The organism is Microbacterium sp. JZ101 (genome assembly GCF_053903175.1).
The window spans coordinates 3,025,305-3,046,147 of sequence record NZ_CP096400.1 but is presented as its reverse complement, the minus strand read 5'-3'; the positions used below and the strand labels follow the sequence as shown (position 1 = coordinate 3,046,147).

Genomic DNA, 20,843 nt, shown 5'->3' with positions numbered 1-20,843 from the left:
ATAATCGGACGCGGCTCGACAACCCACGACGCGGAGGCGGACATGGAGCACAGGACACTCGGACGAACCGGACGCGACGTCTCTGTCGTCGGACTCGGCACGTGGCAGCTCGGCGCCGACTGGGGCGACGTGTCGGAGACCGACGCGCTCGGCGTGCTCGCGGCGGCGACGGAGGGCGGCGTGACGTTCTTCGACACCGCCGACGTCTACGGCGACGGCCGCAGCGAGCAGATCATCGGCCGCTTCCTCGACGAGCGCGGTCTGCGCGACGACATCGCGGTCGCGACGAAGATGGGCCGTCGCGTCGATCAGGTGCCCGAGAACTACACGCTCGAGAACTTCCGGGCGTGGACCGACCGGTCGCGCGCCAACCTCGGCGTCGACACTCTCGATCTCGTCCAGCTGCACTGCCCGCCGTCGTCGGTGTACGCCGACGACGCGGTCTTCGACGCGCTCGACGTGCTCGTGGACGAGGGGGCGATCGCCCACTACGGCGTGAGCGTCGAGACCGTCGCGGAGGCGCTCGCGGCGATCGCGCGGCCGAACGTCGCGACCGTGCAGATCATCGTGAACGCCTTCCGCCTCAAGCCGCTCGACGAGGTGCTCCCCGCGGCGCAGGAGGCCGGGGTCGGGATCATCGCCCGGGTGCCGCTCGCGTCGGGTCTCCTGTCAGGGCGGTACGACGAGACGACCTCGTTCGCGGCGAACGACCACCGCACATATAACCGCTCGGGCGAGGCCTTCGACGTGGGCGAGACCTTCTCCGGCGTCGACTACGCGACCGGCGTCCAGGCCGCGCGCGAGTTCAGCGCGCTCGTCGCCGAGCAGGCACCCGAGGGCGTGTCGCCCGCGCAGGCGGCGATCGCGTGGCTCTGGCAGCAGCCCGGCGTGAGCAGCGTCATCCCCGGCGCCCGCTCGATCGCCCAGGCGCGGAGCAACGCAGCCGCGGGCTCCGTCTCCCCGCTCGGCGAGGCGTTCGAGGCCGGCGTGCGCCGGATCTACGACGCCCACCTGCGCGAGGCCATCCACCCGCGCTGGTGAGGCGGCGCGGGCTCAGCCCGCGATGACCGTCGCGATCGCGTTCCAGGCCTGGTACACCCCGAGCACGATGAAGAGCACGGCCGTGATGCCGAGCGCGACGTTGTGGTGCCAGCGGTTGCGGAACTCCGTCGGCACGCGATCGGTGTTGAGGATGGGCAGGAGCGTGATCGCGAGGAAGGGCATGAAGAGCGCGCCGAGGAATCCGTAGAGCAGCACGAGGAAGATCGGCTGGTCGAGGAACAGCATGAGCATGGGCGGGAACGTCAGCCACAGCACGTAGACGCGGAACCACTTGCCGTGTCCGCGGGAGTCGGCGTGATCGGAGCCCTTGCCGGTGATGTTGCCCATGAAGTCGGCGAACATGAGCGAGACGCCGTTCCAGACGCCGAGCAGCGACGAGAAGCCCGCGGCCCAGAAGCCGACCAGGAACCACACTCCGATGAACTCGCCGTAGCGCTCGCGCAGGACGGCGTCGAGCTCGAGAAGGCCCTGGTCGCCGGACGCCAGCGCCACGCCCGCCGCCTGCACGACCTCGACCCCGACGATGAGCATCGAGATCACGAAGATGCCGGTCACGACATACGCGACCGTGTTGTCGATGCGCATGACGCGGAGGAAGCGGGGCTTGTCCCACCCCTTCTCGCGCAGCCAGTAGCCGTACGCCGCGAGCGTGATCGTGCCGCCGACCCCGCCGGCGAGCGCGAGCGTGTAGAAGATGCCGTTCGGGGCATCCGGCAGGAGAGGGACGAGGCCGGTGAGCACCTGGAAGACATTGGGCGCCGCGATGATCGCGAGGATCACGATCGTCACGAACATGAGGCCGACGAGCGCGGCCGTGATGCGCTCGAAGAAGCGGTACTTGCCGAACCAGATGAGGACGAAGCCGGCGAGCCCCATCGCGACCGCCCACATCCAGGTCTCGCCGCCGAACAGCGCGACGAGCGGGAGCGCGGTCGAGCTCATGGCCGACGCCGCGTACACGAAGCCCCAGATGACGATGTACGGGGCGAAGTACCACACGGGCCAGCGCCCGAGGGAGCGCCACCCCTCGAAGATCGTGCGGCCGGTCGCGACCGTGTACCGCCCCGCGCCCTCGACGAGCACGATCTTGAGGATCACGCCGAGGACCACGGCCCACAGGAGCATGTAGCCGTAGTTCGAGCCCGCGACGAGGGTCGCGACCATGTCGGCCGAGCCCACGCCGGTCGCCGCGACGACCAGGCCGGGGCCGATCACCTTCCACTTCGGGGTCTGCTCAGGCGACGTCGACATGCGAACCTCCTCGTCTCGCGGCGCGGCACGGCCCGCGCACTCCGACGCTAACGGCAGATCGCGGCGGATCGGCGCATCCGCTCCGGGGTGGTGCGCGGGCGGGAGCGCGGCGGCCGCGTTGTGCGCATCCGATAACGCCTTCGCCCGTCGGTGCCGCGCCGGGGCAGGATGGATCCGCGCGCGCCCGCGCGCCACGTGCACGTTCGAAGGAGAGCGGATGATCCAGGACGGTTCCCTCGCAGGGCGGACGATCCTCATGTCGGGTGGGAGCCGCGGCATCGGACTCGCGATCGCGCTGCGCGCCGCGCGTGACGGGGCCAACGTCGCGCTGCTGGCGAAGACCGACAGCCCGCACCCGCGGCTCGAGGGCACGGTGCACACGGCGGCGGATGCCATCCGCGCCGCGGGCGGGCAGGCCCTCGCGATCGTCGGCGACGTCCGCGACGACGACGCGATCGCGCAGGCCGTCATGGAGACCGTCGGGACGTTCGGGGGCATCGACGCCGTCGTCAACAACGCGAGCGTGATCGACCTCTCCGGCTCGGAGGACCTCGCGGCGAAGAAGTACGACCTCCTGCAGGACGTCAACGTCCGAGGGACGTTCATGCTGAGCCGGGCCGCCATCCCCGTCCTGCGCGAGAGCGGCAATCCGCACATCCTGTCGCTCTCGCCGCCGCTCACCGTCACGCCGCGGTGGCTCGGGGCTCATCCCGGCTACAGCATCGCCAAGTTCGGGATGACCATGGCGACCCTCGGGCTCGCCGCCGAGTTCGCGGACGCGGGGATCGCCGCGAACGCGCTCTGGCCGAAGACGCTCATCGCGACCGCGGCGGTGCGCAACGTCATCGGCGGCGACGCGATGATGGCGCGCAGCCGGACGCCGGAGATCTACGCCGACGCCGCGCACGTCGTGCTCACCCAGCAGGCGCGCGCGTACTCGGGCCAGACGCTCATCGTCGAGGACGTGCTCGCCGACGCCGGCGTGACCGACCTCTCGGGCTACGCGGCCGTGCCCGGGACGCCCGACGAGGACCTCATCCCCGACGTCTTCCTCTAGCCGTGGCTCACGTGGCGTTCCACAGATCGCGGTAGTACGCCATCCGCTCGCGGTCGGGCGCGACGCCGTAGGACTCGACGAGAGCGTCCTCCCAACCGGGGCCGTAGTTCCACTCGGTGCTCATGGCGGCCACCGCGATATCGGCCCAGCGGTCGGCGACGCCGAGCGCGCCGAAATCCACGTGACCCGCCCACTGGCCCGCGTCGTCCACGAGGGTGTTCGGGCAGCAGGCGTCTCCGTGGCAGACGACGAGCCGGTCGACGGGCGGCGCGGCCTGGAGGGCGTCGGGCACGCGGATGCCGCGGCGCGCGGCGTTGGACACACGGTCGGGCACCTGCCACGACCAGGGGCACTCGGCGACGGGGAGCGCCTCGTGCAGCGCACGCAGGCCCTCGCCCACGGCGCGCACGGCCGTCGCGGGGTCGGCGAGCCACCGCGGTGCGACCGCGCTGCGCCCCGGGAGCGCGCGCGTCACCATCCACTCGTGCGCGCCATCCGACCCGTGCGCGATCACCTCGGGAACCCGAGCCCATCGCACCGCCCACGCGAGGCGCTCGGCCTCTGCCGCCATCGACGTCTCGAGGTCGAGCGGGCCCCACTTGATGTACCGCCCGTCGTCGGTGCGGAAGGTGAGACCGCCGAGCTCGTTCCGCCAGGCGGGCTCGAGCCGCGCGGGCCCCGCGAGGGCGCGCACGCGGTCCGGTACGGCGATGTCGTCGACGGGGATGCTCATGCAGCCATCCTGCCCTGCCGGAACCAGCGGCTTCGCAGGGCGGGGCTCTACCCTGGAGGAATGACCGAGCGCCCCGAGAGCACGACGACACGCCCGACGAGCACCGGCGTGCGGCAGGTGCGCCCGCGCACGGAGGGGTGGCAGCAGCAGAAGGACGAGAGCGGGCGCCCGCTCCTGCAGTTCGCGAGCCCGAAGCGGGGCAAGCCGCCCGTGCACCTCGCCGACCTCACGCCCGAGGAGCGCGTCGCCAAGGTCAAGGAGCTCGGCCTCCCCGGCTTCCGGGCGAAGCAGCTCGCGAAGCACTACTTCACGCACTACACGAGCGACCCCGCCGCGATGACGGACCTCCCCGCGGAAGGGCGCGAGGAGCTCGTCGCGGGGCTCCTGCCCCCGCTGCTGACCGAGGTGCGCCGCCTGCAGACCGACGGCGGCGACACGATCAAGTTCCTCTGGAGGCTGCACGACGGAGCGCTCGTCGAGTCGGTGCTCATGCGCTACCCCGGGCGCATCACGCTGTGCGTGTCGTCGCAGGCCGGCTGCGGCATGAACTGCCCGTTCTGCGCGACGGGGCAGGCGGGTCTCACGCGCAACATGTCGGCGGCCGAGATCGTCGACCAGATCGTGCGCGCGAACCAGGTCATCGCGTCGGGCGAGCTGGGCGGCAAGAAGGCCGACGATCACAGCGCCGAGCGCGTCTCGAACATCGTCTTCATGGGGATGGGCGAGCCGCTCGCGAACTACGCCCGCGTCATGCAGGCGGTGCGGGTCATGGTCGACAAGAAGGAGGGCCTCGGCATGAGCGCCCGCGGCATCACGGTGTCGACCGTGGGGCTGGTCCCGGCCATCCGCAAGCTCGCGGCCGAGGACATCCCCGTCACGTTCGCGCTGTCGCTGCACGCGCCCGACGACGAGCTGCGCGACGAGCTCATCCCCGTCAACTCGCGCTGGAAGGTCGATGAGGCGCTCGATGCCGCGCGCGCATACTTCGACGCGACCGGACGCCGCGTCTCGATCGAGTACGCCCTCATCCGCGACATGAACGACCACGCGTGGCGTGCCGACCTCCTCGCCGAGAAGCTCAACGCGCGCGGCAAGGGCTGGGTGCACGTGAACCCCATCCCGTTGAACCCGACGCCGGGTTCGGTGTGGGACGCGTCGGAGCGCTCGGTGCAGATGGAGTTCGTCCGCCGCCTCAACGATGCGGGCGTGCCGACGACCATCCGCGACACCCGGGGCAAGGAGATCGACGGCGCCTGCGGTCAGCTCGCGGCGGATGATCCTGAGCCGCGAAGCGGCTCGCCCGTCGCCGCGGGTTGAGCGAGCGAAGCGAGACGAAACCGCCACGGAGGACGATCAGGCGGCTGCGGCAGCCGCGGGCTGAGTCGAAGCAAGCGGTTTCCGGATTTCGCGCCGAGGTGCCATCAGGGGCGGCTAGCGTGAAGGCATGGTCAACTATCGCTACCTCGGCAACAGCGGTTTCAAGGTCTCCGAGATCACCTACGGCAACTGGGTGACGCACGCCTCCCAGGTCGAGAACGACGCGGCGATCGCGACGGTGCACGCCGCCCTCGACGCCGGCATCACGACGTTCGACACCGCGGACACGTACGCCAACACCGCGGCCGAGGAGGTGCTCGCGGAGGCCCTCAAGGGGCAGCGTCGCGAGAGCCTCGAGATCTTCACGAAGGTCTACTTCCCGATCGGTCCGAAGGGGCCGAACGACACCGGGCTCAGCCGCAAGCACATCTTCGACGGCATCCACGGATCGCTGCGCCGCCTGAACGTCGACTACGTCGACCTCTTCCAGGCGCACCGCTATGACTACGAGACGCCCCTCGAGGAGACGATGCAGGCGTTCGCCGACGTCGTCCGCCAGGGCAAGGCGCTGTACATCGGCGTCTCGGAGTGGACGGCGGAGCAGCTGCGTGAGGGCCACGCGCTCGCGAAGCAGCTCGGCTTCCAGCTCGTGTCGAACCAGCCCCAGTACTCGATGCTGCACCGCGTCATCGAGGGCAAGGTCGTCCCCGCGAGCGAGGAGCTCGGCATCTCGCAGATCGTCTGGTCGCCCATGGCGCAGGGTGTCCTGAGCGGCAAGTACCTGCCGGGCCAGCCCGTGCCGGCCGGCAGCCGCGCAACCGACGAGAAGAGCGGCGCCGGATTCATCCAGCGCTTCCTCACCGAGGAGACGCTCACCGCCGTGCAGAAGCTCAAGCCCATCGCGTCGGACCTCGGCCTCACGATGCCACAGCTCGCGATCGCGTGGGTGCTGCAGAACAAGAACGTGGCGGCCGCCCTCGTCGGCGCCTCGCGCCCCGAGCAGCTCGCCGACACGGTCAAGGCGTCGGGCGTCGTCCTCGAGCCCGGAGTCCTGGCAGCGATCGACGCGGCGCTCGAGGGCGTCGTGAACGACGACCCCGAGGACACGTACGGCGTCTCGCCGAAGACCCGACTGGTCTGAACGACACGGAGGGCTCGCGGCCGAACGGCCGCGAGCCCTCCGTGTGCGTTGTGTTTCATCCGGTTTCCGGATGAGGTGCCGCGATTGGCATGATCTTCTCGTGACGTCCCCCCGCCCCCGCACGCCATGGCCGCGTGCGCTCGCGTATCTGCTGGGCGCCGCCGGTCTCCTCGTCCTCGCCGCCGCGGGTGTCGCCGCGGTGCGCGTCGTCGCCAGCCTGGAGCCCGTCGCGGAGTTCCTGCGCGCGTACCCCGGCGACTCGACGCTCCCCGACTTCGTCACCCCGGGCATCCCCGCGTGGGTCTCGTGGACGCACTTCCTCAACGCGTTCTTCCTGGTGCTCATCATCCGGTCGGGGCTGCGTGTGCGGAACGAGAAGGTGGCCGGAGGGCTGTGGTCGTCGAAGCGCGTGAAGAAGCGCCGGATGAGTCTCGCGCTGTGGGGCCACATCGCGGTCGACGTGCTGTGGCTCGTCAACGGCGTCGTCTTCGTCGTGCTCCTGTTCGCGTCGGGTCACTGGGCACGCATCGTGCCGACGAGCTGGGAGGTGGTCCCGAACGCGCTGTCGGCGCTCATCCAGTACGCGTCCTTCGATTGGCCGACGCACGACGGCTGGACGAACTACAACGCGCTGCAGCAGCTGAGCTACTTCGCGATCGTCTTCCTCGCCGCTCCGCTCGCGGCGATCACGGGGTTCCGCCTGAGCGCCTTCTGGCCGCGCCAGAGCGAGCGACTGAGCGCGCTCTTCCCCGAGCGCATCGCGAAGGCCCTGCACTGGCCGACGATGCTGTTCTTCGTGGCGTTCGTCGTCGTGCACGTGGGGCTCGTGCTGACGACGGGCATCGTGCGCAACCTCAACACGATGTACGCCGGCAACGACGGCGACGGATGGCTCGGCTTCGGGATCTTCGTGCTCTCGGTCGTGGCCCTCGTGGTCGGCTGGTTCGCCATCCGCAACGACGCGTGGATCGCGGCGTTCGCCCGGCGCTTCGGCGACGTGCGCCTGCGCAAGTAGCCGCGGCTGCCTGAGACTAGCGTCCGTCGTCGAGACCGGCGCTCCGGGCACCGGCCTCGACGACGGACGCTAGTCTCGGCGGCCGGGGCCGCGCCGTCACAGCCGCGCGATGGTCTGCACGTCGTCGCGGAACTCCCGTGCCGTCTCCTCCGACACCGTCGCCCTGGTCGCGCCGAGCGCCGCGAGGTAGTCGTCGGTGCCGAGATCCGCTTCTCCCGTCTCGCCGTCGCGCAGGGCACGGGCCAGCGCCTCCTGCGACGCGCGTCGGGCGGCGTACTCGATGTCGGCCGGCGTGAGGCCGTCGCTCGCGTCGACGAGCGCGTCGAGATCGAGTCCGTCGACGAGCTGCGACGGCACGTAGCGGCGCCAGATCGCCCGACGGGCTTCCTCGTCGGGGAGCCCGATCGGGATCACGTAGTCGAACCGCCCATGTCGCAGGAAAGCCGCGTCGAGGGCGCGCACGAAGTTCGTCGCGCACACGAGCAGACGCCCTTCGCGCTCGCGGAACTCCGCCACGAGCTTCAGCAGCTCGTTCGTCACGCCCTGCATGGGCGACGGCGGCTCGCCTCCACGCCGTGCCGCGATCTCCTCGACCTCGTCGATGAACACGACCGCGTGCTCGAGCTCGCCGATCATCTCGAACGTCGCGCGCAGGGCCGCGGCGAGCCCGCCCGGCTCACCCGACAGGCGCGAGGGGAACAGCTCGACGAACGGCCAGTCGAGGCGCGAGGCCACCGCCTTCGCGAAGGTCGTCTTGCCCGTGCCGGGAGGTCCGAACAGCATGACCGCGCGCGGCGGCACGACCCCGAACCGATCGGCGAGGTCGGGCCGCGACAGCGGCACGACGAGCCGTTCCTCGAGCAGGTCCTTCTCGAGCTGCATGCCGCTCACGGCATCCCACAGGTGGCGGGGGAGGATGCGCCCACCGACGCCCTTCAGGAGGTCGAGCTCACGGCGCTGCACGGGCATCTGGCGCTCGAGGTACCGCAGCTGCGTGCGCGCCTCGAACCCGTTCGCGGTGAGGCCGTCGATCGCTCCCGCCCGATCCGCGACGAGGATCGACAGCTTGCCGAGGCCGAGCGGAGCCATCCGCCGCTCCAGCGCGTCGAGGAGCCCTGCCTCGACGCGGTCGGTGCGCTCGTGCGGCGCCACCGCGAAGAACACCACCCAGCCCTGCGCGTGCGCGGCACGGCCGACGGCGGCGCCGACGATCTCGTCGTCGCGCACGGCGACGACCGCGTGGTCGGCCTGGCACGACGCGATGACCTCCGACAGTGCGTAGACGGGTGCGTCATCGTCGTGGGAGTCCTCCCACAGTCGGACGATCCCGTCGAGATCGTCGTCGTGGAAGTCGCGGATGCGGGTACGGCTCATGATGCCTCCTGGCGGCAGCGGTCGCTCTCGGGGGAGCGGCGGAGAGGTGCCGGCAGGGGTCGTGCCGCGTCATCGCGGTCCCGGGTGCGGGACGGTAACGGACAGCGTAGCGGATGGCGGTGGCGGGTCGATCACGCCGCCTGCGCGCCCGCGCGGTCGAGCTCAGCGACGATCGCATTCACGGCCGCACGCCCGGCGCGATTAGCGCCGACCGTGGACGCGGACGGTCCGTACCCGATGAGGAAGAGCCGCGGCTCGTCGAGGGCACGGCCGTGCGACGCGCGGATGCCGCCCTCGGGTGTCCGCAGGCCCAGGGGCGCGAGGTGACGCAGCGCGGGCCGGAATCCGGTGGCCCAGAGGATCGCGTCGGCGGCGACGAACGTGCCGTCGGCCATCCGCACCCCGTCCTCCTCGATCCGCGCGAACATCGGATGGCGCACGAGCACTCCGCGGTCGCGGGCGGCCCGCGCCCAGGGCGTCCAGTGCATGCCCGTCACCGAGATGACACTGCCGGGAGGGAGCCCGCGGCTCACGCGCTCCTCGACACCGGCGATCGCCGCGATGCGAGCCGCCTCGTCGAAGTCGTCGTCGATCCATCGCGGCTCGCGCCGGGTCATCCACACGGTGTCGGCAACGCGCGAGATCTCGTCGAGCAGCTGGACGGCCGAGATGCCCGCGCCGACCACGATCACGCGCTGCCCGGCGAACTCGTCGGCGGAGACGTAGTCCGCGACGTGGAGCTGGCGTCCGAGGAAGCGCTCCTGGCCCGGGTAGCGCGGGACGAAGGGGCTCGTCCACGTTCCCGTGGCGTTGACGACGAAGCGCGCCGACCAGGCGCCGCGATCCGTCTCGACACGCAGGCGGCCATCGGGGTGGTCGTCCTCGCGCCGCACCGCGCGCACGGCGACCGGACGGTGCACGCGCAGGTCGAACATCCGCTCGTACTCCGCGAAGTACGCGGGGAGGACGTCGCGGCTCGCGCTCGCCGGATCCGCCTGAGGCACAGGATGGCCGGGGAGCTCGTGGATGCCGTTGACCGTGCCCATGCGCAGCGAGGCCCAGCGATGCTGCCACGCGCCACCCGGTGCGGCGTTCGCGTCGAGCACGACGAAGGTGCGCTCGCCGCCCTCGTCAACGGGCGCGAATCCGCGACGGCGGAGGTGGAAGGCCGCGGAGAGTCCGGCCTGCCCGGCGCCGATGACGACGACGTCGACGGGCTGCGGAGTCATATCCGGCGCAACGCGGGCGGCGTGCCGACTATTCCATGCGTCTGCATGGAGGTGCTGATCTCGTCCGACGATGTCGTCCCGTCGAGGAGACACGGAATCGCTCGATCTTCCGGGTCGGTTCGGTGAGACGACATCGTCCGCGCACGGAAGTGGCCGCCGCTGCGGCTCGTGGTCACGGGATGTTGCCCTCGGATGTCCGCCGAATGGCCGACTGACGGCGACGGCCCGGGGCGGGTACGGTGGCACGGACCCTGGCGCACCAGGGCGCTCCGTACGGCGAAGGGGATGGGCCTTGAACGGATCGCGGCGCAACCTCCGACGCGGGCTCTCGACAGCCGCGGGCGCGCTGCTCGTGATCGTCTTCCTCGCGTGGATGGTGGTCCGGAAGCTGGAAGGCCTCGAGAGCGTGCTCGGAATGGACTCGGCGCTCGGCTGGATCACGCACGGAGCGTCGCTTCTCGTGCTGACCGGTGGTGCGGCCCTGCTCGCATGGGGGATCTTCGGCCGGGGATCCTCCGACTCCGAGGGATGACCCCGGCGCCGCGAGCGCGCAGGATGCCGAACAGGGTCGGATCTCCGGAGAGACCCGACCCCGTCTGGGATCCGGTCGCGTCAGACGCGACGGCGTCGCACGACGAACAGCAGCGCGCCGACGGCGATGAGCACGGCTGCCGCGATGCCGCCCACGACGGCCATGTCGCCACCCGTCGGAGCGAGCTCGCCCTGCGGCTTCTGCTCGGCCCCGGGCTCCTGCGGCGCAGGCGACTCGGGCGCGGGCTCCTGCGGCGCAGGCGACTCCGGCGCGGGCGACTCGCCCTGCGGCTCCTCCGGCGCGGGGCTCTCCGGCGCGGGCGACTCCGGTGACGGCGTCTCCTCGGGTGCCTCGGGAGCGGGGGTCTCACCCGGGACGTGCTCGGCGGCGCGGCCGAGCGGCGCGGGGTCGACGACCTCGTGCGCGGCGAAGTAGTCGACCGTCGCCGACAGGTCGATGAGGCCCGTGTCCGCCGTTCCGACGCCTTCTGCGAAGGTCGTGAATCCGTCGCCGCCCGACGCGATGAACGAGTTCGTCGTCACGAGGAACTCGTCCTCGGGGGCGATCGGGGCTCCCTCGAACGTCATCTCGACGATGTGCTCTCCGGCCGCAGCGTCTTCGATGTACTCGTACGCGAAGCCGTCCGAGATGCCGAGGTGCAGCTTCGGGCGCTCGTTGCCGGGCTGCCACTGCTCCTCGAGGATCTGCTCAAGCTGCGCGCCGGTGAGCGTCGTGGTGACGAGCGTGTTGCCGAACGGCTGGACGGCCGCGGCCTCTTCGTACGTCACGGTGCCGTCCTCGCCGTAGAGCAGGTCGTCGCGCAGACCACCCGGGTTCATGATCGCGATGTCGGCGGGTCGGCCGCCGTAGTTCGCGTACTCCGCGGACGTCGCCCACCGGTAGATGTCCGCCACGAGGTTGCCCATCGTCGACTCGACGCCGCGGTCGTCGCCGGGCGGGGTGCCGCCGCGGAGGATGTCGGCGCTGATGCGCCCGACGACCTCCTGCCCGAGCACATCCGCCTCGGCCGCCGCGGCGTCGACGATCGCCTGCACCTCGGGGTCGGCCGGGAAGAGCGGGACGTCGATCTCCTCGCCCAGCTCGTCGGTCTCCTGGGCGACGAGGTCGACGGTGGAGCCGGCGATCGAGAGCAGCTCGCCCGTCGCATCGTCCACCTGGAAGTCGAGGGCGCCGAGCGTCGTGCCGTACTGGTGCGCCGAGATCACGGGGCGGTCGGCGATGTCGCACGAGTACAGCTGGTGCGTGTGACCAGACACGATGGCGTCGATCTCGGGAGACGCCTCGCGGATGAGCTCGCCGTACTCCGACTGCTCATCGGCGACCGAAGTGCAGTCCTCCGATGCGGCACCCGAGTGCGTGAGCAGGACGATGACGTCCGCGGCGCCATCCGCCGTGATCTCCGCGGCCACGCGGTTGGCGGCCTCGAGCTGACTGCCGAACTCGATCTCCGAGATGCCGGCGGGGCTCACGAGTGTCGCGGTGTCGCTCGTGACCGTGCCGATGAAGGCGACGCGGACGCCGCCGACCTCGCGCACGGCGTACTCCTCGAGCGCGGGGGTGTCCGTGCCCTTGAGGTACACGTTCGCGCCGAGCGCGAGGTCGGCACTGCCGTAGCGCGGGATGACGCGGTCGCGCAGGTCGGCGAAGCCCTGGTCGAACTCGTGGTTGCCGACGGCGCTGACGTCGAGCGCCGATGCGACGAGCGCGTCGATCGTGGGGTTGTCGTCCTGGATGAACGACGTGAACGTCGAGGCGCCGATGTTGTCGCCGGCCGACGCGAAGATCGTGTTCGGGTTCTCGGCCGTGAACTGCGCGACAGCGCCTGCGAGCACCGCGGCGCCCGCCTCGTCGCCGTTCGCCTCGATCCGACCGTGGAAGTCGTTGATCGTGAGGATCCGCCCCTCGGTCGTGCGGTCGTCGAGGGTGTAGAGGGTGGTCGACCCGGACACCTCGTTCCCGACGGCGAGCAGGGGCTTGCCGGTGGGCGACGCGCTCGCGGGGATGAAGTCGAGGCCCTCGGGTCCGAGGTCGCCGGCCTGCGAGAGGATCTCGGCCTGGCGCTCGGGAGCGGCCTCGATGTCGTCCGCGGCCGACACCGAGAAGTCGCGGTTGTTCACGTAGGTCACGTACGCGGGGGACGCGGGGTCGGAGATGTCGTACGCGATGACGCCGCCGAGGCGCTCGAAGCCGATGAAGGCGTAGGTGCGGCCGTCCACCTCCCCGACGGCGAGATTCTCGGGCTCCACGCCCTTGGCGTCGCTGCGGCTCTCGAGCTCGCTGTCGTCGTGGCCCGCGTTGAAGTGCTCCGGCAGCAGCTCGGCCGTGATCTCCTCGAACTGCGCGCCCGAGTCGAAGACCTGCGTGCCGTCGGCGGTGTAGATCGAGAACGAGCGCGCGCCGTAGGCGTAGAGCTCGTCGTAGCAGCCCTGCTCCTCGTCGAAGCCGAGCTCGGTCGTGACCTCGAGGCGACCGAGCTGGTCGTCCTCGAGCAGAGCGGCGTCGAAGGCGGTCTCGCACACGGGCCCGTAGCCCGTCATGAGCCCGGTCTCGTCGTCGACCTCGCCGAGGTCCTTGACGCGGGCGGGCTCGACGTAGTCGCCCCACTCGCGCGCATCGCCCTCGTTGGCCGTCACGAGGTAGGTCTCGCCGTCCACCTCGTACGACGCGATGCCGTCGGGCATGTACATCCCGTGCAGACCCTCGAACGTGCGCAGGTCGATCGTGGGGGCGTCTTCGGGATCGCGGTCCGACGGGTCGAGGGCGACCTGGCCCCAGTCCTTGAAGCCGAGCGACCAGATGTCGGTGACGGTCGCGGTCGGCACGTCGATCACCGCGACCGCGTTGGCCTCCTGGAGTGCCGCATAGGCGGTCGTCCCCGAGACGGTGATGTACTCCGGCTCGAGATTGCGCGACACGGGAAGGTCGTCGCCGTGGGGGCGCGGGCCGAACACGCGGACGTCGGCGGGGAGTGCGCCGCCCTCGAACGCGTGGAAGTCGGCGATCCGGACATCCGCCTGTGCGGGCGCGGCGAGTGTGCCGGCCTCCGGCAGCGTGACGATGCCGACCGAGCCCTCGGGATCGCTCGAGAAGTCGTCGGCAGGCTCGCCCTCATTCGCCACGAGCGCGTATGCGCCGTCGGGTGAGACGGTCACCATGTCGGGCAGAGCGCCGACCGTCACCGTGCCGAGCACGGTCGCCGACTCGGCATCCGCGTCGAAGAAGAGCAGCGCGCCTTCCGCGGTCTTGTCATCGGCGACCTCGAGCGCGACGACGCCGAGCCCGTCCTCGCGGATCGCGACGGAGTTGGCGACGAAGCCCTCGGCGCCGATCGTGTAGAGCAGGGTGGGAGCGGTCGGGTCGCTCATGTCGAGAACGCTCACCGACCCCTCGGCGGCGTTGATCGAGAAGAGGCGGTCGCCGTGGGCCTGCACGATCTCGGACGCGCCCTCGTCGAAGACGCCGGTCTCGAACGTGCCCGTGGGCACGAGATCGAACGGCGCGTCCGCGGAGGCATGGACGAGCGGATCGGGGACGAGAGCTGCGCTCGCCGCGGTGACGGGCGCGATCGCGAGCGCGCACGCGGTCGCCCCGACGGCGGCCGCGCCCACGGCGCGACGGAAGGGAGAAGAAGGCATCGCTGTCCTCGTGGTCGGAGAGAGCGCCGGGTCGGGATGCCCGGGCACCGTGCTCCACCCTGTCGTCGGCAGGTGTCGCCGACGTGAACGGATGGCGAACGCCTGTCGGCGACGTCGGCGCGCCCTCCGCGGGGACAGCACGGCGCCCCGCGTCGACGGATCGTCGCGGGGCGCCGTGGGGTGATCGCTACGCGCGTTCGCGGCGTCGACGGGCGACGAGGAGCGCGCCTGCCGCGACGAGACCGGCCGCGGCCGCGGCCAGGCCCCAGGTGACGTCCGTCCCCGTCGGCGCGAGGTGCTCGTCCTCGGGCTTCTGCGTGGGCGGCGTCGAGGGCTCGCTCGTCGGCTCGGGCGTGGCCGTCGCCGTGGGCTCGGGAGACGCCGTCGGCGTCTCGGTCGGCTCCGGCGACGCGGTCGGCGAGGCGGTCGGCGTCGCGGTCGGGGTGGGCGTCGGCTCCGCGACGTACTCGGCGGCGCGGCCGAGCGGCGCGGGGTCGACGACCTCGTGCGCGGCGAAGTAGTCGACCGTCGCCGACAGGTCGATGAGACCCGTGTCCGACGTGCCCGTGCCCTCGAGGAAGGCGGTGAAGCCGTCGCCGCCCGCCGAGACGAACGAGTTCGTCGTCACGAGGAACTCGTCCTCGGCGGCGATCGGCTCGCCCTGGAACGTCATCGACACGACGTGCTCGCCCGCGGGCGCGTCCTCGATGTACTCGTACGCGAAGCCGTCCGAGATGCCGAGGTGCAGCTTCGGGCGCTCGTTGCCGGGCTGCCACTGCTCCTCGAGGAGCTGCTCGAGCTGGGCGCCCGTGAGCGTCGTCGTGGTGAGGGTGTTGCCGAACGGCTGAACCGCCGCGACCTCCTCGTATGTCACGGTGCCGTCCTCGCCGTAGAGCAGGTCGTCGCGCAGGCCGCCGGGGTTCATGACGGCGATGTCGGCAGGCTCGCCGCCGTAGTTCGCGTACTCGGGCGACGTCGACCAGAGGTAGATGTCGGCGACGAGGTTGCCCATCGCCGACTCGACGCCGCGGTCGTCGCCCGGCGGGTTGCCGCCGCGCAGGATGTCGGCGCTGATCGTGCCGACCACCTCCTGGCCGAGCACGTCCGCCTCCTCGGTCGCCGCGTCGACGATCGCCTGAACCTCGGGGTCGGCGGGGAACTGCGGGACGTCGATCTCCTCGCCGTTCTCGTCCAGCTCCTGCGTCGCAAGGTCGACCGTGGACCCCGCGATCGACACGAGCTCGTGCGTCGCGGCGTCGACGCTGATCTCGAGCGAGCCGAGCGTCGTGCCGTACTGGTGGGCGGAGATGACGGGGCGGTCGGCGATGTCGCACGAGTACAGCTGGTGCGTGTGGCCCGACACGATGGCGTCGATCTCGGGAGACGCCTCGCGGATGAGCTCGCCGTACTCCGACTGCTCGCCGGCGATCGCCGCGCAGTCCTCGGTCGCCGCGCCCGAGTGCGTGAGCAGCACGACGACGTCGGTCTCGTCGGCGATCTCGGCGGCGACGAGGTTGGCCGCCTCGAGCTGGCTGCCGAAGTCGAGCTCGGAGATGCCGGCGGGGCTCACGAGCGTCGCGGTGTCGCTCGTCACGGTGCCGATGAAGCCCACGCGCACGCCGTCGACCTCGCGGATCGCGTACTCCTTGAGCGCAGGCTCGGTCGTGCCCTTCGCGTAGACGTTCGCGCCGAGCGCGAAGTCCACACCCGCCGCCCACTCGCCGCTGCCGTAGCGCGGGATGACGCGGTCGCGCAGGTCGGCGAAGCCCTGGTCGAACTCGTGGTTGCCGACGGCGCTGACGTCGAGCCCCGATGCGACGAGCGCGTCGATCGTGGGGTTGTCGTCCTGGATGAACGAGGTGAACGTCGAGGCGCCGATGTTGTCGCCGGCCGACGCGAAGATCGTGTTCGGGTTCTCGGCCTTGAACTGCGCGACGGCGCCCGCCAGGACGGCCGCGCCGACCTCGTCGCCGTTCGCCTCGATCCGACCGTGGAAGTCGTTGATCGTGAGCACGCGGAGATCGGTCGTCTCGGGCTCGACGGCGGCGTTCGCCGCCCCGGGGAGGAAGGCGAGAGCGCACGCGGCCGTCATGGCGGCCGCGCCGGTCGCGCGTCTGAGGGAGGGAGAGGGCATCGTGATCCTCGTCGTGAGAGAGCGGATGGATGGCGCGGGTCGCGCACACTCCGCCATCCTGCCCCGGCGACGGGGCGAGGGGAAGAGCAGGCCGCGGAAGACAGATACGCTGGCGAGCACCATGGGAACTCCGCGCGACCCCCGCATCGTCGTCCGTGTGCTCGGGGGAGCCGCGGCCGGGGGAGCGGCGGTCGGGGCCCTCGGCGTCGCGCTCGCCGCGGCGTTCGCGCGCCGGGTCGTCCGCTGGCGACCGCACGACGACGAGCGCGTGCTCGCGGCAGACGAGCGGATGGTCGTGCTCGCGGCATCGCTCAAGACGCGTCATCCCGGGGTGTTCGGCCTGCGGTACGAGGACGGGTACGCCCTTGTCGGCCCGGTCGTCACCGAGGACGCTCGGACGGTGACCCGCGAGCTGCGCGAGGTCTCCGGACGCCCTCCCGGTCGAGGAGGCGTCAGCTGGGAGGGGGACGTGCATGCCCTCCCCTCGGATGTCGGACCGCACGTCGACGTGCTGATCGACGCGCCGAGCGGGTCCGCGCCCGCGTGGCGCTTCGGTCCGGCCGAGAACGCGACCTGGGCCGTCCACATCCACGGCATCCGCTCGACGCGCGACGGCGCACTGCGGACCGTGCCCGCCGCCGAGGCCGAGGGCCTGTCGAGCCTCGTCGTCTCGTACCGCGGCGACGGCGACGCGGCCCCTGCACCGGGAGGCGCGAGCCGTCTCGGGCTCGACGAGGCGGACGACGTCGATGCCGCGATCGGCTTCGCGGTCGAACGGGGCGCCGAGCGGATCGTGCTCGTGGGCTGGTCGATGGGCGGCGGGATCGCGCTGCGGCTCACGGAGCGCAGCGCGCATCGCGAGCGGATCGCCGGCCTCGTGCTCGTCGGCCCCGCGACCGACTGGCGCGCGGCCATCCGATCGGGTGCGGCGGCCGGGGGCGTCCCGCTGCCCGGGGCGGCCGCGCGCATCGCGTGCGCCGCGCTCGGCCATCCGCTGCTGTCGCGGCTCGCGGGCATGCGCGCACCGGTCGACCTCGACGAGCTGGACTGGACGCGACCCGGACGCCTCGCCGTGCCCACGCTGGTCGTGCATTCGCGGGCCGACCGCACGGTGCCGTTCGACTCGACCGAGCGGTTCGCGGCGGCGAACCCCGGGCTCGTCGAGGTGCAGGAGGCGCCGGCGGCCGATCACTCCTGGGAGTACAACGTCGCGCCCGAGTGGTTCACCGAGACGGTGCGCGCCTGGCTGCGCGCGCACGTCGCCTGATCACTGCTGGCCCGTGTAGAAGCCGTAGGTCGCATCGGCTGCCGCCTGTGCGGCCTGCGGGTCGGCCCCTGCCGCGACGTGGGCGGTCGCCCAGCCGTCCGCGGCGGCGCGCGTGAACGCCCGCCCCTCGTCCGACAGCTGCCACGCCTCGGCCTCGGCGGGTGAGACCGCGCCCTCGACCGCGCCGAGGTGCAGCGCGAGGCCGAGGAGGCCCTGGTCCCATCCGACGCCGGTCGCCCCGGGGCCGAACGTCTCCCACATGCCCGGCGGCACATCCGCCGTGCGCGCCGTGTGCTCGAGCTCGAGCCGGGTGCGGCCGTCGGCGACGGACCTGAGGCGGACGGCGAGCCACGTCACGCCTCCGCCGTACTCCCAGGTGACGCGGTAGCCCGCCGAGCCGCCGTCCGGTGCGGCGCACGCGAGGACCTCGCCGCCCGCGTTGCCCTCGAGCTGGTACCGGCCGCCGAGCCGCAGGTCTCCCGACACGGGGAGGAACCAGCGGGCGATGCGCTCGGGCGAGGTCACGGCCTCCCACACGTCGTCGATGCCCGACGGGTACTCCTGCGCGATGGTCTGCACGTGCGCAGCGTGCCCGTCGACCTCGTCCTCCCGCAGCTCGCGCGAGACCGCATCGAGCTGCGCCTGGATGTCCACCATGATCATTCCTCTCTGTCGCCGGGAGGCTCCCGGTCATCGTCTTCGCGCTCGGATGGCCACTCCGCACGGCGCGCGTGCCCGCGCGCGAGCTCGGTGTCGAGTGCCGCGAGGGGGCCCCGCCAGAAGCGCTCGAACGGGGTGAGCCATGCGCTCGCGGCCTGCATCCCGCGCGGGTCGACCGCGTAGATCCGCCGGACGCCCTCGGCGCGCACGGTCGCGAACCCCTGCTCGCGGAGCACGCGAAGGTGCTGGGAGACGGCCGGCTGGCTGATGCCGAACTCGGCCTGGATCACCGAGCCGAGGTCTCCCGCGGCGGTCTCGCCGTCGGTCAGGAGCTCGAGGATGCGCCGGCGGACCGGATCCCCGAGGACATCGAGCGCGTGCATGCGCCCATTCTTCACCTGGCGCTTATATAAGTCAATGCTTAACTCAGTGGTCAGCGCGCGGCGCGGCCGGCGGCGTAGCCCTCGGCGTACGCCTCGTCGGCGCCGAGTCGGAACATGTCGCGCTCCCCGGTGCGCACGATCGACCGGGCGCCCGGCAGGTCGAGGTCGCCGACGAGGTCGCCGCGCCCGCGCACGACCGCGACGGGCATCCCCGTCGCCTTCCGCTTGACGAGGTCGGCTGCGGCGCACAGTTCGTCCGCGACGCACGGGAGGGTCACGACGAGCGGACGGCCCTGCGCGTCGACCTCGCCGCGCAGATCCTCGAAGACGTGCACGCCGCCCGCGCCGATCGCGTGGTCGGTCTGCCCGTCGCGCCAGGCTCGGCCGAGGGTGTCCGAGACGAGCACCCCGAGGCGCACGCCGAACCGGTCCCGGAGCGCCGCCGCGAGCGCGCGCGCCGACGCATCCGGATCCTCCGGCAGCAGGAGGACCGTGCCTTCGGGTGTGTTCGACGCGTCGACGCCCGCCGCCGCCGACACGATCCCGAGCCGGTTCTCGACGATGCGCGTCGTGTGCCCGGACGGCGCGGTGCGCGTCGCGACGACCCGCACGGTCTCGCGCGTGATGGCGTCCTCGCGGTCGTCGGCGACCACGAACCGGCCCTCGGCCTTCGAGACGATCTTGCTCGTGACGACGAGGATGTCGCCATCCGCCACCGGGACATCCGCCGCCGCGAGCGCGTCGCCGATGAGCTGGGCGAGGTCGTCGTCCGCCGTGACCTCGCCGATGCCGGCGAGCGCCCAGATCTGCAGCACGCGCGTCAGCTGCGCGAGTAGCGCACCTCGGTGATCGTCTCACCGAGGAACGCCTCTTCGCGCCGACCGCCGTCGAGGCGCAGGTTGCGCTTCTCGTAGAAGTCGCGGGCGCCGGGGTACTGCTCGGCCAGCCACAGGTACAGCGGCTCGTCCTTCTCGACGACCGCGTCGAAGAGCGCGCGGCCGATGCCCTTGCGGTGCCACGAGTCGAGCAGGTACACGAAGTACAGCTCCCGGGCGGCCGGGGCGTCCGTGTCGCGCGCCGGACCGGAGCCCGCGAATCCGATGATCTCGCCGTCGACGAGAGCGGCGGCCATCCGGTACTCGGGGCCGAGGGCCGTGTAGTGGGTCCAGAGCTCGGCCAGGCGCTTGGGCGAGACGTTCTCGAGCGTGGCCTTGCTGATCAGCTGGTCGTAGGTCTCGTGCCAGACCTTCGCGTGCACGCGTCCGAGTGCCTCGACGTCGACATCGCGGACAGGTCGGACGAGCACGTCGGCGTGCGTTTCGGTGGCCATGCCGTCAGATTACGCGCGCCCGGAGGAGGGGCGAAATCGGAGGGGGATGGCCGGCCGCGGGGTTGTGGGACGAGCACAAGGAAAGCGGTCCGGGCGAGCGCCGCCGGTAGCGTCCGGACCCGTGAACGTGCTCTGGCGAACCCTCTTCGTGATGCTCCGAGCGAAGCTGCGCAGGCGCCGCCGCGGGACGCGGCCCCTCACCGACGTCTACCGCATCCGTCTCCGCGTGCTGCCGACCGACATCGACCTCCTGCGGCATCTCAACAACGGGCGCTACCTGTCGCTGTTCGACCTGGGGCGCTGGGACATGCTCGAGCAGGCCGGACTCACCGATGTCTTCCGCGCCCGCGGCTGGTACCCGGTCGTCTCGAGCGAGACGATCACCTTCCGCCGCTCGCTCGACCTGTGGCAGCGGTTCGACCTCGAGACGCGCTGGATCGGCCGCGACGACCGCGCGCTCTACATGGAGCACCGCGCCGTGGTCGACGGCGAGGTCTTCGCGCGCGCCATCGTGCGGGCGCGCCTCCTCGGCCCCGGCGGGCCGGTTCCGCACGACGACCTGTTCGCCGCGGTGCACGTGCCCGAGGGCCTCCCCGAGGTCGACGAGTGGATCCACACGTGGGCCGACGCGGCGGCGCTGCCGTCGACGCGGCGCCCCGCCCCCAGCATCTGGGACTGATGTCGCCCGGTCCCGGGGCAGTA

The 20,843-nt window shown here is 71.8% G+C and carries 18 protein-coding genes; 8 read left to right on the top strand and 10 right to left on the bottom strand.

The genetic code is table 11. The features are described 5' to 3' along the window. Positions 1-42: 42 nt before the first annotated feature. Positions 43-1,041, top strand: coding sequence for an aldo/keto reductase (locus tag M1D56_RS14105; RefSeq protein WP_456283928.1), 999 nt, complete (start codon positions 43-45; stop codon positions 1,039-1,041). A 12-nt stretch (positions 1,042-1,053) separates the two neighbouring features. Here M1D56_RS14105 and M1D56_RS14100 read toward each other — a convergent pair whose 3' ends face one another. Further along, the gene (locus tag M1D56_RS14100) at positions 1,054-2,313 is read right to left on the bottom strand and encodes an Nramp family divalent metal transporter (protein WP_456283927.1); all 1,260 of its coding nucleotides are present in this window, start codon (positions 2,311-2,313) and stop codon (positions 1,054-1,056) included. A gap of 217 nt (positions 2,314-2,530) precedes the next feature. Between M1D56_RS14100 and M1D56_RS14095 the strand changes: the two genes are divergently transcribed. Beyond that, positions 2,531-3,370, top strand: coding sequence for an SDR family oxidoreductase (locus M1D56_RS14095; protein ID WP_456283926.1), 840 nt, complete (start codon positions 2,531-2,533; stop codon positions 3,368-3,370). A gap of 7 nt (positions 3,371-3,377) precedes the next feature. On the opposite strand, the gene M1D56_RS14090 is transcribed toward M1D56_RS14095, so the two are convergent. Beyond that, complete coding sequence (locus tag M1D56_RS14090; RefSeq protein ID WP_456283925.1) at positions 3,378-4,103, bottom strand: phosphotransferase; 726 nt, start codon at positions 4,101-4,103, stop codon at positions 3,378-3,380. Positions 4,104-4,163: 60 nt separating this feature from the next. Here M1D56_RS14090 and rlmN point away from each other — a divergent pair, with 60 nt between their 5' ends. The 3 genes from rlmN (at position 4,164) to M1D56_RS14075 (ending at position 7,576) form a co-directional block, all read left to right on the top strand. Further along, a complete protein-coding gene (rlmN, locus tag M1D56_RS14085; protein ID WP_324013852.1) occupies positions 4,164-5,420 on the top strand; it encodes a 23S rRNA (adenine(2503)-C(2))-methyltransferase RlmN in 1,257 nt (418 codons plus the stop codon). A gap of 127 nt (positions 5,421-5,547) precedes the next feature. Continuing rightward, positions 5,548-6,561 (top strand): aldo/keto reductase family protein, encoded by a 1,014-nt coding sequence (locus M1D56_RS14080; RefSeq protein WP_324013854.1) that lies wholly within the window; start codon positions 5,548-5,550, stop codon positions 6,559-6,561. 100 nt (positions 6,562-6,661) lie between these two features. After that, on the top strand, positions 6,662-7,576 hold the full coding sequence (locus M1D56_RS14075) for a cytochrome b/b6 domain-containing protein (protein ID WP_456283924.1): 915 nt from the start codon (positions 6,662-6,664) through the stop codon (positions 7,574-7,576). A gap of 96 nt (positions 7,577-7,672) precedes the next feature. Here M1D56_RS14075 and M1D56_RS14070 read toward each other — a convergent pair whose 3' ends face one another. Both M1D56_RS14070 and M1D56_RS14065 read right to left on the bottom strand, forming a co-directional pair. Next, the gene (locus tag M1D56_RS14070) at positions 7,673-8,950 is read right to left on the bottom strand and encodes an ATP-binding protein (protein WP_271174338.1); all 1,278 of its coding nucleotides are present in this window, start codon (positions 8,948-8,950) and stop codon (positions 7,673-7,675) included. A gap of 131 nt (positions 8,951-9,081) precedes the next feature. Further along, positions 9,082-10,179 (bottom strand): NAD(P)-binding domain-containing protein, encoded by a 1,098-nt coding sequence (locus tag M1D56_RS14065; protein WP_456283923.1) that lies wholly within the window; start codon positions 10,177-10,179, stop codon positions 9,082-9,084. Positions 10,180-10,471: 292 nt separating this feature from the next. Here M1D56_RS14065 and M1D56_RS14060 point away from each other — a divergent pair, with 292 nt between their 5' ends. Then, complete coding sequence (locus M1D56_RS14060) at positions 10,472-10,711, top strand: hypothetical protein (RefSeq protein ID WP_456283922.1); 240 nt, start codon at positions 10,472-10,474, stop codon at positions 10,709-10,711. Between the two features lie 80 nt (positions 10,712-10,791). On the opposite strand, the gene M1D56_RS14055 is transcribed toward M1D56_RS14060, so the two are convergent. Together M1D56_RS14055 and M1D56_RS14050 are read right to left on the bottom strand one after the other, a co-directional pair. Continuing rightward, positions 10,792-14,367, bottom strand: a complete 3,576-nt coding sequence (locus M1D56_RS14055; RefSeq protein ID WP_456283921.1) for a choice-of-anchor I family protein — start codon at positions 14,365-14,367, stop codon at positions 10,792-10,794. 187 nt (positions 14,368-14,554) lie between these two features. Then, positions 14,555-16,501 (bottom strand): 5'-nucleotidase C-terminal domain-containing protein, encoded by a 1,947-nt coding sequence (locus tag M1D56_RS14050; RefSeq protein WP_456283920.1) that lies wholly within the window; start codon positions 16,499-16,501, stop codon positions 14,555-14,557. A gap of 121 nt (positions 16,502-16,622) precedes the next feature. Here M1D56_RS14050 and M1D56_RS14045 point away from each other — a divergent pair, with 121 nt between their 5' ends. Further along, the gene (locus M1D56_RS14045; RefSeq protein ID WP_456283919.1) at positions 16,623-17,768 is read left to right on the top strand and encodes an alpha/beta hydrolase family protein; all 1,146 of its coding nucleotides are present in this window, start codon (positions 16,623-16,625) and stop codon (positions 17,766-17,768) included. Here M1D56_RS14045 and M1D56_RS14040 read toward each other — a convergent pair whose 3' ends face one another. The 4 genes from M1D56_RS14040 to M1D56_RS14025 are packed head-to-tail and all read right to left on the bottom strand — an operon-like array spanning position 17,769 to position 20,141. Further along, positions 17,769-18,425 carry an SRPBCC domain-containing protein gene (locus M1D56_RS14040; protein ID WP_456283918.1) on the bottom strand — a complete coding sequence of 219 codons (657 nt, stop codon included), beginning with the start codon at positions 18,423-18,425 and terminating at the stop codon, positions 17,769-17,771. A 2-nt stretch (positions 18,426-18,427) separates the two neighbouring features. Next, complete coding sequence (locus M1D56_RS14035) at positions 18,428-18,811, bottom strand: ArsR/SmtB family transcription factor (protein WP_456283917.1); 384 nt, start codon at positions 18,809-18,811, stop codon at positions 18,428-18,430. Positions 18,812-18,861: 50 nt separating this feature from the next. Beyond that, positions 18,862-19,626, bottom strand: a complete 765-nt coding sequence (gene cofE / locus M1D56_RS14030; RefSeq protein WP_324013872.1) for a coenzyme F420-0:L-glutamate ligase — start codon at positions 19,624-19,626, stop codon at positions 18,862-18,864. 5 nt (positions 19,627-19,631) lie between these two features. Continuing rightward, positions 19,632-20,141 (bottom strand): GNAT family N-acetyltransferase, encoded by a 510-nt coding sequence (locus M1D56_RS14025; protein WP_271174330.1) that lies wholly within the window; start codon positions 20,139-20,141, stop codon positions 19,632-19,634. Between the two features lie 151 nt (positions 20,142-20,292). Here M1D56_RS14025 and M1D56_RS14020 point away from each other — a divergent pair, with 151 nt between their 5' ends. Next, positions 20,293-20,820, top strand: a complete 528-nt coding sequence (locus M1D56_RS14020) for an acyl-CoA thioesterase (protein ID WP_456283916.1) — start codon at positions 20,293-20,295, stop codon at positions 20,818-20,820. Positions 20,821-20,843: the final 23 nt, after the last annotated feature.

What these genes read in the sequence shown, in the direction of transcription:
- M1D56_RS14105 (WP_456283928.1), top strand. Translation starts at nt 43, where the DNA reads ATGGAGCACAGGACACTCGGACGAACCGGACGCGACGTCTCTGTCGTC.
- M1D56_RS14100 (WP_456283927.1), bottom strand. Translation starts at nt 2,313, where the DNA reads ATGTCGACGTCGCCTGAGCAGACCCCGAAGTGGAAGGTGATCGGCCCC.
- M1D56_RS14095 (WP_456283926.1), top strand. Translation starts at nt 2,531, where the DNA reads ATGATCCAGGACGGTTCCCTCGCAGGGCGGACGATCCTCATGTCGGGT.
- M1D56_RS14090 (WP_456283925.1), bottom strand. Translation starts at nt 4,103, where the DNA reads ATGAGCATCCCCGTCGACGACATCGCCGTACCGGACCGCGTGCGCGCC.
- rlmN (WP_324013852.1), top strand. Translation starts at nt 4,164, where the DNA reads ATGACCGAGCGCCCCGAGAGCACGACGACACGCCCGACGAGCACCGGC.
- M1D56_RS14080 (WP_324013854.1), top strand. Translation starts at nt 5,548, where the DNA reads ATGGTCAACTATCGCTACCTCGGCAACAGCGGTTTCAAGGTCTCCGAG.
- M1D56_RS14070 (WP_271174338.1), bottom strand. Translation starts at nt 8,950, where the DNA reads ATGAGCCGTACCCGCATCCGCGACTTCCACGACGACGATCTCGACGGG.
- M1D56_RS14065 (WP_456283923.1), bottom strand. Translation starts at nt 10,179, where the DNA reads ATGACTCCGCAGCCCGTCGACGTCGTCGTCATCGGCGCCGGGCAGGCC.
- M1D56_RS14055 (WP_456283921.1), bottom strand. Translation starts at nt 14,367, where the DNA reads ATGCCTTCTTCTCCCTTCCGTCGCGCCGTGGGCGCGGCCGCCGTCGGG.
- M1D56_RS14050 (WP_456283920.1), bottom strand. Translation starts at nt 16,501, where the DNA reads ATGCCCTCTCCCTCCCTCAGACGCGCGACCGGCGCGGCCGCCATGACG.
- M1D56_RS14045 (WP_456283919.1), top strand. Translation starts at nt 16,623, where the DNA reads ATGGGAACTCCGCGCGACCCCCGCATCGTCGTCCGTGTGCTCGGGGGA.
- M1D56_RS14040 (WP_456283918.1), bottom strand. Translation starts at nt 18,425, where the DNA reads ATGGTGGACATCCAGGCGCAGCTCGATGCGGTCTCGCGCGAGCTGCGG.
- M1D56_RS14035 (WP_456283917.1), bottom strand. Translation starts at nt 18,811, where the DNA reads ATGCACGCGCTCGATGTCCTCGGGGATCCGGTCCGCCGGCGCATCCTC.
- M1D56_RS14025 (WP_271174330.1), bottom strand. Translation starts at nt 20,141, where the DNA reads ATGGCCACCGAAACGCACGCCGACGTGCTCGTCCGACCTGTCCGCGAT.
- M1D56_RS14020 (WP_456283916.1), top strand. Translation starts at nt 20,293, where the DNA reads ATGCTCCGAGCGAAGCTGCGCAGGCGCCGCCGCGGGACGCGGCCCCTC.